Origin of the sequence: Allobosea sp. 47.2.35 (assembly GCF_024655635.1) — a bacterium.
Lineage (GTDB): Bacteria > Pseudomonadota > Alphaproteobacteria > Rhizobiales > Beijerinckiaceae > Allobosea.
Window position 1 is genome coordinate 76508 of record NZ_JANLGI010000013.1, and the last position, 12475, is coordinate 88982.

General features: G+C 62.6%; 8 protein-coding genes and 1 tRNA gene. 1 reads left to right on the forward strand and 8 read right to left on the reverse strand.

The annotated features are described in order from the left end of the window. Window positions 1-270: 270 nt before the first annotated feature. The 8 genes from NUV79_RS16590 to NUV79_RS16625 all read right to left on the reverse strand — a co-directional run bounded on the left by NUV79_RS16590 (window position 271) and on the right by NUV79_RS16625 (window position 10658). A complete protein-coding gene (locus NUV79_RS16590) occupies window positions 271-1332 on the reverse strand; it encodes a CmpA/NrtA family ABC transporter substrate-binding protein (RefSeq protein WP_257734200.1) in 1062 nt (353 codons plus the stop codon). After that, on the reverse strand, window positions 1329-1913 hold the full coding sequence (locus NUV79_RS16595) for an ANTAR domain-containing response regulator (protein WP_257734201.1): 585 nt from the start codon (window positions 1911-1913) through the stop codon (window positions 1329-1331). Before NUV79_RS16595 ends, NUV79_RS16590 begins: the two co-directional genes overlap by 4 nt. A gap of 514 nt (window positions 1914-2427) precedes the next feature. Next, window positions 2428-2760 (reverse strand): hypothetical protein, encoded by a 333-nt coding sequence (locus NUV79_RS16600; RefSeq protein WP_257734202.1) that lies wholly within the window; start codon window positions 2758-2760, stop codon window positions 2428-2430. A 436-nt stretch (window positions 2761-3196) separates the two neighbouring features. Then, window positions 3197-3273: transfer RNA gene (locus NUV79_RS16605), tRNA-Arg, on the reverse strand. A gap of 148 nt (window positions 3274-3421) precedes the next feature. Further along, window positions 3422-3913 (reverse strand): hypothetical protein, encoded by a 492-nt coding sequence (locus NUV79_RS16610; RefSeq protein WP_257734203.1) that lies wholly within the window; start codon window positions 3911-3913, stop codon window positions 3422-3424. 584 nt (window positions 3914-4497) lie between these two features. Further along, window positions 4498-7911 (reverse strand): DEAD/DEAH box helicase family protein, encoded by a 3414-nt coding sequence (locus NUV79_RS16615; RefSeq protein WP_257734205.1) that lies wholly within the window; start codon window positions 7909-7911, stop codon window positions 4498-4500. Between the two features lie 21 nt (window positions 7912-7932). After that, window positions 7933-9096 (reverse strand): restriction endonuclease subunit S, encoded by a 1164-nt coding sequence (locus tag NUV79_RS16620; protein WP_257734206.1) that lies wholly within the window; start codon window positions 9094-9096, stop codon window positions 7933-7935. Beyond that, complete coding sequence (locus tag NUV79_RS16625) at window positions 9093-10658, reverse strand: type I restriction-modification system subunit M (protein WP_257734207.1); 1566 nt, start codon at window positions 10656-10658, stop codon at window positions 9093-9095. Before NUV79_RS16625 ends, NUV79_RS16620 begins: the two co-directional genes overlap by 4 nt. A 740-nt stretch (window positions 10659-11398) precedes the next feature. On the opposite strand from NUV79_RS16625, the gene NUV79_RS16630 reads away from it, so the two are divergent. Next, a complete protein-coding gene (locus NUV79_RS16630; RefSeq protein ID WP_257734208.1) occupies window positions 11399-12169 on the forward strand; it encodes a recombinase family protein in 771 nt (256 codons plus the stop codon). Window positions 12170-12475 lie beyond the last annotated feature (306 nt).

Here is a 12475-nt window from a genome sequence, read left to right on the forward strand (position 1 = left end):
GCCTGCCTGATCCAGCCCCCGAATGCGAAAAACGCCGCGCGAAAGACGCCTTGGCAGGCGCATTCGACAGCGACGTTGCTGTATCATCCGGATCGGGGGTGGCGCGGGCAGCGTTGGCCGCGTCGGGTCATTCTCTACAAGGATCGTGCCAACCGCTTCGCGGGGCCGTAGACTGGAATTGCAATAGATTCGGGAATGGGTGACGCAGGATCGCTGGCCTGCGTGCCTTGCTGCGGTGCACAATCGGATCGCTGCTGCCTAACGAATAGGCTACTCTTGATTTGCGGAGGGAATGCCTTCGAAAGAGGCAGGCAGGAATACGCCCCGCGCGATATTGCGCGTCTGCTGCGTCACCGCGACCTGCCCGGCCCGCTCCATGCCAGAAAGGACCCAGTCGGCGTCGTCGGGGTCGGGGCGCAAGGCTTCTCGATCAAAGCGGATGAAGCGTTCCACCTTGCGTGCCGCCCGGTCGGCACCCTGGATCAATTCGCCATGCAGGATGCGCTCGATGAGCCCTGCCGGCAGGGCAAGCCGGTCCGGCGCGGAGAGATGATGCGCCATGCGCGAAAAATTCTCCGGACAGCAGGCCCAGGCACTGGCCTTCAGGATCGCGGAACCGAGCTTCGAAACGGCGGCCGGGCGCTTCTCGACATCGTCGGCACGCCAGGCCAGGACCTTGTCATGGCAGTCGCGGCGCAGGTCGATACTGGCATGGACCATCGCGCCGACGCCGGCCGCGACGGCCGCCGCATTCCAGGGGGCGCCCGCGCAGAAGCCGTCGATCCGCCCGCTGGCAAGCGCCTCGACGGTCTGCGGAGGCGGCACGACCTCGAACCGGATGTCCTCGCCGAGCTTGAGGCCGGCTTTTTCCAGCCATTCACCGAGCAGGTAGATATGAGTCGAGAAGCCGAAGACCGCGGCGAAGGTCAGCGGTGGCAGGCCGGCGGCCTTGCGGCGCGCAACCATCGCAGCGAGCGTCCGAGCCGAGACGCCCGGATCGGCCAGGTCGCCATCGGCCAGCCGCGCGAGTTCCTCGAAGCGCCGCAGCGAAAGGGTGATCGCCGCCCCGTCACGATTGAGCGCCAGCGGCGCCGTCATCGGGGCTTTCACGCCACCGATGCCGAGCGTCGCGGCGATGGCGGCAGGACCCAGCATATGGGCGGCATCGAACAGGCGCACGTTCAGCTTGTCGCGCAGGTTGGACCACGAGACTTCGCGGACGAGCTCGAGATTCAGCCCTTCCGCCTCGGCGAAGCCTTCGTCCTTCGCCAGGACGACCAGCGCGCAATCGACCAGCGGCATGAAGCCGACCCGCAGGTGCAGCGTCGTCATTTCAACATCTCCGCGGCGGTGATGAGGGAGCGGGCGATCTCGACGAGCTTGCGCTTTTCGTTCATCGCGGTGCGGCGCATCAGGGCATAGGCCTCGTCTTCCGAGAGGCCCTTCAGCCGCATGACGATGCTCTTGGCGCGATCGATCGTCTTGCGGTCCTCCAGCTGCGAGCGGGCTTCGTCGAGCTCCTCGCGCAGCTTGCGGAAGGCGTTGAAGCGGCTGATGCAGGTCTGCAGGATCGGCTGCATCCGCTCCTTCTTCAGCCCGTCGACGATGTAGGCGGAGACCCCGGCCTCGACGGCAGCCTCGATCGAAGCCGAATCCGACTGGTCGACGAACATGGTGATCGGCCGGCGGACGTGCCGGCTGACCAGGAACATGTCGGCCAGCGCGTCACGGCTGGGGTCTTCGAGGTCGATCACCACGACATCGGGATCATGGGTTTCGATCGCCGCGACGAGACCGGTCGTCGCCGTCATGCGGATGAGCTGGTCGTAGCCCGCTTCGCGCAAGCCCTCCTCGATGATCGCGGCCCGAACCTGGTTCGCGTCCACGATGAGAATCCGCAGATTGGGCTGCATGCCTTTCGGAGGTTCCCGTTAATTGATCTGGCCTTACCCAATCAGGAATCGTGCCATTCCAGCTTTCTGGAGGGCGCTGCTGGGGCCCAGGAGGCATGGCAACGGATCGAGACCGTGTCGGCACTTGAATGCCGGCCCGGATCTGACCGACCTTCAGCCCGCTTGCTGTCGCCACCTGATCGCCAAGTTCGGGCAGAGCGAGCGGGCGCAGCGCCGCGAAGGCCAGGAGCGCGCCGAGCACGAGGCGCGGCGGCACATGGAGCGCTTCCCAACACATCCCGGCTGGGGCGAAGCTGGTCGTCGCCGATCAGAGCCAGGTTTTGCAGGCGCTGATCGGCGCCTTGGGCGTGCAGGCGAAGCTGTCGAGCAACGTCACCTACGCCAACTTCCTCTGCGCCCGGCGATCCTGGAGGCGTTTCGAGCCGGCGCGCTTGATCAGGCCACGGTTGGGAGCACATCGCCGATCCAGATCAGCCGCTGACAATCTGCGGAGAGGAAGCCTACTGGGATCACATCAAGCCGCGGGAGGCCCGGGCTCAGGCGAAGGGGCTTCCGGGGCGATGTGCTCCAGGATGGCCTTCGAGAAGGCCAGTATGGCGGCCTCTCGGTTCTCCGCGCACATGGCCCGCGCGATATCGATGAAATCCTGGCTGCCGATCTGAACAACGATTTTGGAGTTTCCGCGCCCCGACGCGATGGCGCCGGTGACCGTCACGCCGCTTCGCTTGAGACCTCCGGCGCCCCGGCCTATCCACGCTCCATGGTCAATTCGAACGTTGCCCTCATATTGCCAGCGGCCGCCACCTTGTAAGGGCGCCCGCCAGAGCTGGCTGTGTTCGCTCATCATCGCCACCATCGGTGTCCGTCTCGCTCGACTGTTCGTGCTGGTCTCGCCCGTCGAATTCAAGCCTGATCAAACGAAATCCAAGCGTGGCCGCGAAACCGGCAGAAAGCGCAGGGGGCGTTGGGATTTATCAAATGTCCTGGGCAGGGAATGCGCCCGGCCCGTTAGCTTCGTCGATTCGAGAGGGGACAAAACGGCCATTCAGCTCGGGGCCGCTTGCGAGCTTGCTTTCAGGCAACGATGCAACGTCAGTTTCTGGCGCGCCGCTGCCATCGTGCCAGACCCTTGGAGGCCGAGGATTGGCTTTCAGCTCTCAGACCTGCCGGGGGCTGTCTGTTCCTGAAGCAAAGAAGGGCGGCAATCCGCACGAAATCCGGCGGCCTGCTTAACTCGCAAGATCGCAAGGGCGAGTTTATCGTAGCTAAATCGGTGATTTTATTGGCGCGCCCGACACGATTCGAACGTGTGACCTTTGCCTTCGGAGGGCAACGCTCTATCCAGCTGAGCTACGGGCGCTAACCGTGCAGGCTGGATAGCCGATCCCAACTGCTTCGGCAATGCGGGATTTCGGATCGCGCGCAGTTCTCGTAGGCAAAGGTCACACGTTCGAATCGTGCCGGGCGTGGCGGGGCTGTGGCTGGGTCGGATGTAACCCCGGACCGGCTCAGATCATTATCTCCGCTGCGCGCAGCTCGCCGGTGACGTCGAGCACGCCCGGCAGGTCCCAAACAGAATCTCGAAGAATGAAGCGCCAGGCTTTCACGCTATCCACATAGGCCGCGCGCGGTTCGACCACTTCGAACGGGACAATCGCTGCTCGTATGACTCTGAAACGCGCGTCAAGCAGGACTGCCGCAAGTTTGTCGAAGGGTCGCTCTGGGAGCCGACGGATGAAACCGAGTTGGCGTGACCCCTTCGGTGACGCAAGGCGTCGGCACTTGATCTGATAGCGCGTTCCATCCGCACCAAGCGCATCCGCGTCTGCCGACGAGTTGGCGTTCAGCGTCCAATCAAATGCCCTGGAGAAAAGTAACTCGCCATAGTCTCCAGTTGGGTTGTTCGCACTTCGGACAACCTCGCGTCGCTTCAACTCCGTCAACACGTCGGCATGAAGTTCCAGAAGAGCTGCAACCGGTGCGTCCGCGAGGCTAATCATGCTGCATCCAGGCTATGACTGGGAGGGTGTAAAACGAACAACGAGGCGATCGAACTGAATCGAACCGATGTGCTGCCGAACGAGTTTGCCTAACTACGAGAGATCGGGATCCGCAACCGCGCCTGGACGAAGCGCCGTGATGTGAGGCTGATAGTGTCTGGCACCAAATGCACTCGCCCTGTCGGTGCTTGGTGAGCGTCGGCCCAGCACCGCTTGGGTCTCATGCTCCAGCATTCGTCTTCTCAAGTTCAATAGTGGTTCAGCAGCGCCATTCAAGCGACGGATCCTAAGCCCGATCGAACGGGCCAGTGGATTGATGTCTGACCGCGGATTCTCGCCTCCGGGCGCCATAGCCATCATGCGCAGCTCGCTGCCAGGAACCGAGAAAGTGATAGGCTCTACACCACACACGAGGGACGGCATCGGTCTTCGCGCGTGATAGACTGTTGCGTGCATATCCCTGACGATAAGTCTTGGCTTTATGCCGCAAGTCTGAGCGAAGAACGTCCGCAGCTTCTGTTCGCTTTCGTCACTGATAAAGGCCAAAGCCCAGACGGTAGGAGTTTGGCGGAGAACGCCGGCCATTATGCCACCGCGCTCTCGTTCAGTTCCTGGATCCGCGAGAATAACTTGCCGATCCGTGGCTCGTCGAAGACCTGTTCCGGCCCCGTCGGCGCGATGTCCGTAAAGGGCGGCTCGTAGAGCAGGCCGGGATCCATCGAGCCCTGATGCGTCAGGTGCTCGATGACGAGGCCGACGAACTCGATCTGTGCAGCCGTCGCCGTGCCGGGTGATACGAACTCGGAGAAGGCTTCATTGACGGCCTGGCGATCGAGGCCGACCAGCGAGCGCACGAAGCGACCGAAGCCGTGCCCGACCTCCCTGGCCCGCTCGATCGTCGCCGCGTCGCCGATGCCGGCATCGACCAGCATCTTCTCCAGCTCCGCGAGGTCGGTTGCCGTGAGCACCCTGGCATGCCGGAGCTTGTGCAGCACGATGTGGTCCTCGTGCTGCTTGAGGAAATGGCGCGCCTTCGACTTGAAGCGGGCGAAGTCGACCTCGCCGACCTGCGGCAGCTCGTGCTCGACACCTTCGCCGATCTCGTCCACGAAGTCGGAGTAGACGACAGCCTTCCGCCCCTTCTCGATATGCTGGACGAGGCCGCGCAGTCGCAGGCGGACGAGCTCCAGCAGCGGGACGGTGACGCCCTCCCACCATAGATCGCCCTGGATCTCCTCGATCAGCACCGCCTGCTGCGCGATGGCCGGAATCCCGGTCTGGGCTTCGAGCGCGGCCGCGATCTCGATCAGCTGCTTCTTGAGCGCGGTGAAACGCTGCGAGCCACGCAGCAGGGCGAGTTCGATCTGGAACATCAGCAAATCGAAGCGCTTGGCCTCCTCGGTGCCGAGGCTCTGCGAAGATGGCAGTGGCGCGATGACATCCAGGAGCTCCGCCCGCTCGTCGTCGCCGAGATGGTTCCAGGCCTGGTCTGCGCTCCACTTCTCGACAACGCGCCTATTCTGGCGGACGATGAAGTTGTCGGGGTTCAGGCCGCCGACCATCTGCTTCAGCGTCTTCAGCGCATCGGTCCGGATCTCCGGCTCGCTCGGAGCGGCGCCGCCGGCCTCGAAGGGCGCCTGTTCACCAGCACCGAAGCCATCAGCCGGTGGCTCGGAGTGGTCCAGCGCACGCACCAGGTCCAGCCGTGCCGCAAAGAGCCGTTCGGAGAGCGACTTCGCTGCGCCCGGTTCCTTCAGCTCCGGGCTGGCGCCGAAGAACTCGAGGTTCTGGCAGTAGTCGAAGACGCGGAAGAACTCCTTGTCCTGGCTGGGGCCGAAGAGGCCGGCGCAGAGCCGGGTGCCACGGCCCATCATCTGCCAGAACTTGGTCTTGGAGCGCACCTCCTTGAAGAAGACGAGGTTCACCACCTCCGGCACGTCGATGCCGGTGTCGAGCATGTCGACCGAGATCGCGATGTGTGGTGCGCCGCTCTTCTTCGAGAAGTCATCGATCAGGGATTGGGCATAGGTGGTCCTGAAGGTGATCACGCGAGCGAAATGCCCGGCGAGGCCAGGATAGGCCGCGTTGAAGCGCTTTTCGATGAACTCGGCATGGGCCTGGTTCTTGGCGAAGACGATGGTCTTCCCGAGCCTGTCGCCGCCCTCGACCTTGATGCCGTTGGTCATCAGATGGGCGATGACGTGGTCGACCGTGTCCTCGTTGAACAGGCGCTGGTTGACCTCGGCCGCATCGACCGTGTCCGGGATCTCCTCCTCACCCCATTCGAGTGAGTCCCACTGGTCCTTCTCCTCATCTGAGAGATCGTCGTAGCGCAGACCGGAGCGCATGATCCTGAGCGGCACCGAGATCGCCTTGGGCGGCACGAGATGACCGTCCGCCACCGCCTGGTCGAGCGAATAGGCATCAGTCGGCACGCCGTCCTCGAGGTCGAACAGCGAATAGGTGTTCCGGTCGATCTCCTCCTTCGGCGTCGCGGTGAGGCCGACGAGGAGGCTGTCGAAATAGTCGAAGATCGCGCGGAAGCGCTGGTAGACTGAGCGGTGTGCCTCATCGATGACGATGAGGTCGAAATGGCCGGGGCCGAACTTGACCTTCCCGTCCTGGCGCCCGTCGATCAGGTTCATCATCGTCGGGTAGGTCGAGAGGAAGACGCGCCCCTCCGCCGTGCGCTCGGTGACGAGGTTGACCGGCGCGCAGTCCGGCAGATGCGCCTTGAAGGCGTTGGTCGCCTGGTTCACCAGCGCGATGCGGTCGGCCAGGAAGAGCACGCGCTTCACCCAGCCGGCGCGCATCAGGAGGTCGACCAGCGCAATTACGGTGCGCGTCTTGCCCGAGCCGGTCGCCATCACCAGTAGCGCCTTGCGCTCGCCCTGCTGCTCGAAGGAGCGCGCAATCGCGCGAATGGCGCGGTGCTGATAGGGCCGCTCGACGATGGTCTTGTTGATCCTGACCGGGCCGATCGGCTTGCGGCTCGTGCGGCGCTGGATCAGCCACTCCAGCTCGTCTCGCTTGTAGAAGCCGCCGATCTCGCGCGGCGGAGAGCGGGTGTCGTCCCAGATCCAGTGCTCGTAGCCGTTGGAGTAGAAGATCACCGGGCGCTGACCGAAGCGTGCTTCCAGCGCATCGGCATAGAGCTTGGCTTGCTGCTGACCGCGGCGGGCGTCGTGGCGGGTGCGCTTGGCCTCGACCAGGCCGAGCGGCCTGCCATCGGCGCCCCAGAGCACATAATCGACGAAGCCGACGCCCTCGGCGTTCGGCATGCCCTCGACCCGGAACTCGATATCTTCCGGCCGGTCCAGCGCCCAGCCGGCCTCGCGCAGCAGCAGGTCGATGAAGCGGTCTCGGGTCTCGGCCTCGCGGTAGTCGTGGCTGTCCGGCTTCGCCTCGGCGGCCGTGCGGGCGGCCGAGACCTCGGCGCGCAGCCGCAGCAGCTCCTCGTCGAGATGGGCCTTGTCGGAGAGCAGCCGCGTCAGCTCGCCGTTCTTCGCGTCGAGCTCGGCCTGCTGCGCCTTGAGCTGCGCGAAACTGCGCCTGAGGATGTCGTCGCGACGGGTCAGATACGCTGGGTCGAAGGCGAGCCCGTCTGCGGGCTTGCCCTGCCGGGCGTAGGTGCGGGCGAACCAGAAGCAGATATGGAAGAGCTCTCGGACCGCGCCCGCAGCCTCGGAGGCTTGAATGACGGCGCGTTCCTCATGGACGGCGCGGTTGCGCAGTCGGTTGAGATATTTCACCTTCTCGAACACAGCCGTCCCGGCAGCGGCCTTGAAGCTCGGCTCGTGCAACAGCGCGGCGATGTTGTCCTGATAGGGCAGCTTCAGCCCTGGATCATTCTTGTAAGCCCATTTCACCGCGATCTCGACGGTGCGACCTGCATAGAACAAGGCCGCGCGCGGGTCGGACACCGCATGCCGCTCCGCCGCCTGCGCCGACTCGTGAACACCAGGGAACTCGGCGGCGAGGAAGGCAAAGTTGGACATGCAGGCGGTGTCCTCGCGGGGCTAGAGCTGGCCGGTGAAGGCGCGGTGCTGGAGGGAGGAGAAAAGGGTGCTCAATTCCATGTCTTGTGTCCAGGCGGGCCGTTTCGACATCGCAATTCTGGCGACGCGAGCTACGAATGCGCTTTGCTGTTGAGACGTCGGCAAAATAAAGGGCAATCGACGAAGGCCAGGTCCGCTGAAATTTTGCTGAGCAGACTGACGGGATCGTTCAAAAATTATCTCTTGGATAGAACGGGATCTCAAGCAATGCCACGAAAAAACCGGATCAATGCATTCAGGGAACTTCAATCTGATAAAGTATGCCCCTGGTATACTAACAGGGTCTTCATTGCGTATTAGGGCGATCTTTCCGACTGTTGCGCCGGTCCGAGCGAAAAGAAGCTCGCCCGGCCGAGAACGGTGCTCTTCAAGCATTTCATCTGAGACCTTGAGCTTCGGCATGGATTGATAATCGAGCTCACCAGCTTCGGACAGATCGGTGATACGCACGATAGAAGTTCCGTCCGCACTGTATTCCTCGTTATAAAACCTCGGGCCATAAATCATATCGACGCCTAATTCTCCCAAGGTCGTCGCCGGAAGTCTCTTGGGATTGCTAACTGGGTCGCCGAACATCTCCAAAAAGGTCGACTGAGTCAGCCCATTAAGGAGGTCGAGCGTGCGTTTGCGCTTGCGGCGCAGCGCATCCGCCTTGTCCAGGATCGCCGCGATCCGCCGCTGCTCGTCGAGCGGGGGCAAAGGAATGGTTATCTCCGCAACCTGATGCGGATTGGCACGCAGCAACGAGCCCCCGACCCCCGCTACGGTTCGCATGAATTGACCATGGAACAGGTCACTGACCAAGAAATGGCGCAAATAGGCGGCATTGATCTTCAAGCTACGAAATATGATCCATTCACCTGAACCAATAATTCGACTTCGGTCGTGGTGTCCGACAATCCAGCTTCGCCGGATGTGAGGAACAAGCCTCGATAGCAGAATGTCGCCTGGCTCGATGTTCTTTTTGGCAGAGCCGATGTCACGTCCATACTGGCGTTCTGGGCGACCAGCGTCGAATGCTGGAATGCTATAGAGCGTGAACAGCTCATCGGGAAAACGGGCAGGGTCCGTAGAACTGTTCCGGTTCAGCATGAACTCGCCGAGAGCGACCTGTGGAAAGCTCACAGCAGCTCCTCCAGCTCGACCAGCCCGTCCGTGATCTCCTGCTCCAGCGCCTTCAGCTCGGCGATGATCTCCTTCGGTGGGCGGTGATCTGCAGCTTCGTGCACCACCTCCTTGTAGCGGTTGAGCGAGAGGTCGTAGCCAGCGGCTGCGATCTCGGCCTTCGGCACGCAGAAGCTCTGCGCCGAGGGGGCGCGCTCGCGCGCGGGGCCGCTCCGCTGTTCCCAGCGTGCGGCGATGTCGGGCAGGTTGTTCTTCGCCAGTTCTTCCCCGCTCAGCGCCTCGTTGACGAAGTGGCCGGAGGCATTCACGTGTCCAGGCAGCGGACCGAGCTTCTCGACCGGCAGCAGCGGGGTGCGCTTGTCGTCGAGCGAATAGCCGTCGGCTTGGCAGTCGTAGAACCAGACCTGGTCGGTGCCGCCGGAATTCGTCTTGGTGAAGAGCACGATCGCCGTGGAGACGCCGGCATAAGGCCGGAAGACGCCGGAGGGCAGCTTGACGATGCCGTCGAGCCGGTGGTCCTCGACCAACATCTTCCGGATCGTCTTGTGCGCGGTCGAGGAGCCGAAGAGCACGCCGTCCGGCACGATCACCGCCGCCCGCCCGCCAGGCTTCAGTAGCTTCAGAAACAGCGCCATGAAGAGCAGCTCGGTCTTCTTGGTCTTGACGATCTGCTGCAGGTCCTTGGCGACCTGGTCGGCGTCGAGCGAGCCGGCGAAGGGTGGGTTGGCGAGCACCAGCGAATAGCGATCGGCATCGCCGGCATGCTCCTGCGCCAGGGAGTCCTTGTAGCGGATGTCCGGCCCTTCGACGCCGTGCAGCACCATGTTCATCGAGCCGATGCGGAGCATCGTGCTGTCGAAATCGAAGCCATGGAACATCTCCTCGTTGAAATGGTCGCGGCTTTCGGTCTCGTGGAAGAGGCGCGGATGATTGTCCCGCAGATACTCGCCGGCCGCGACGAGGAACCCGCAGGTGCCGCACGCGGGGTCGACGATCACGTCCTTCGGCGTCGGCGCCGTCATCTCGACCATCAGCCGGATGATGTGGCGCGGCGTGCGGAACTGGCCGTTCTGCCCGGCGCTGGCGATCTTGCCGAGCATGTATTCGTAGAGATCGCCCTTGGTGTCGCGATCATCCATCGGAATGCCGGCCAGCAGGTCGACCACCTTCGCCAGGAGCTGCGGCGTCGGGATCGTGAAGCGCGCGCCTTTCATATGTGCGGCGTGGGCCGTGTCGTCCTCGGCCATCTCGCGCAGGAAAGGGAAGGCGTGCTCGGAGACGATGGTGAACATCTCGGCCGGCGGCTTGTTCTGCAGCTGCGACCAGCGCATCGCCTCGTATTCGAGCCCGCGCGGATCCTTGCCGGCCGGGAAGATCGTTCGGCGTATCGGCTGGCCCGTCCGCGCGGCACGATTCTCTTCGAGCCGCTGCGCGTCGTCCAGGCCACGCAGGAACAGAAGATAGGTGATCTGCTCGATCACCTCGATCGGGTTCGAGATCCCGCCCGCCCAGAACGCATTCCAGACCGCATCGATCTTGCTGCGCAACTCACCCGTGACCATGCCGACCCTATCGTCCCACCGCTTCGCGTGGGACGTTCTAAGGCAAGGCGAGGCCATCGGTCGACTGCGACGTTATGCCGGTCTCACACGATCATCGCAGTTGCCCAGCGTCGAGCATCTTCGCGCGATTGTCTCGATGCAGACACAACACAGGAAGCACACAGGAGCTCACAGGCGAGCTTCATCGCAAAGAGCGAAGCTGAGCAGCTCCGGGGACGCGGAGCCAGCCAGTGCGCACCCCAAGCGATCGGTCGATCGACCCGCTTCATCGCCGCAGTGATCGCGTCCCGGAACTCGGGCATCTCGCTGCTTTTGCCCCATGTCTTGTAGTTGTGGAATGCGTCGGCAGCACCGGTGCTCCTTCCCGGAACAGCCTATTCCCTGCCGTCGTTCGTATATTACTTACTTATGAAAGTAAGATAGACATAGATAGTAATAGACGCACGATGGCAGGGAATTGCTGTCATCCGGAGACGAGTCCACGAACGCTGTTTCGAACGGCTATAGAGACGTCCGGGCTCAAACCGGAAGGCCGGGGCATAAGTTGCCTCGCAAATCGGACGGTCGACTCACAGACCGGAATGGAGACGACACCCGATCGACGCGCGGAACTTCAGGTCATCTCTCCCGCGGCCACCAATCAGCGGCGCATGGCGTGCCGAGACGCCGCCCGAATCTCGCTTGACACTGCGACGCCACGCGTGCGAGCGCGACTGACAATTGTCATCACATGATTAGAAATGTCAGATCAAGTTAGTCCACTGCGCGCAGCCGTCTCGTTCATATTCGCGATCGCGGGCAAAATGCCACGCGACCAAAAGGCGGCTGAGCGGATTCCGGCTGTTGCGACTCAAGCGAGCATGCTCGCGCGCCGATGCAGAGCCAACAATCTGGCCGGCAAGGCGCTTCATCTTGCGATCACGACCTACCGACCTTCGGTCTTCGTCGATCATCCGGAGTTCGTATTGGCCGTCCAAGCAGCTCAGAAGCTCGGCGCCGAACTCTTGCTTGCTGATCCGTTCAGCTTCATGCGGAATTTGGAGAGTGAGGCAGCGTTCCGGTGCATGACGATCCTCGACGCACTGCCGATCGGCATCACCAACGCGCATGACGGCCGTCCATGGGCGAGCTACTCAACAGCCGAAAAACAGAGCCTCTACTTTTTCGCGAGCTCCGCAACAAGCGTCCACGGCAGCGTCATCAAGCGCCGCCTGCGTAAAGCGATCAAGCCGAAGAACCAGGCATCCGCTGAGGCTCAGGAGCGTGGCAGGGCTACACTTTCAAGAAATGCCGACCGCCGCGCGTTTGAGCTGAAGACCACGATCGAGCGGATCCGCAACGAGGTCGGCGACGCAGAGCTCAGCCCGACAGCCGTCGCGAAGGAACTGAACCAGCTCGGGCACACGACAGCACGAGGTCATGCCTGGTCCACAACGACGGCGAAGCGTCTCCTTCATCGCCTTAAGCAGATGCAAGCAGATTCACCGACGATGGATCAAAAGCAGCAATGAGCTTCCAGAGATGACTTTCTCCCTCACGTTTCCATGAGCTGGGCATGGACGCTGGGGAGAGGATTGCTTCCGTCGAAGTGGCTAAAGAACCTGGTAGTTGTGAGCTACAGCTGGTGGCGTCCATTGACCAGCATGCGGTTCCGAATCTCGATCCAGTAAAGGATCACGCGGTTATCGAGACGAGCTCGAATTCCCTCGACGCTGCATAGCACACGACAGCGGCGAGAGTGGAAGGTGCGGCGACGCAGAGCTTCCATCTTGTTGTGCGTTCACAGCGCGTAGCTGTCGGTGCAACCTGCGACCGAG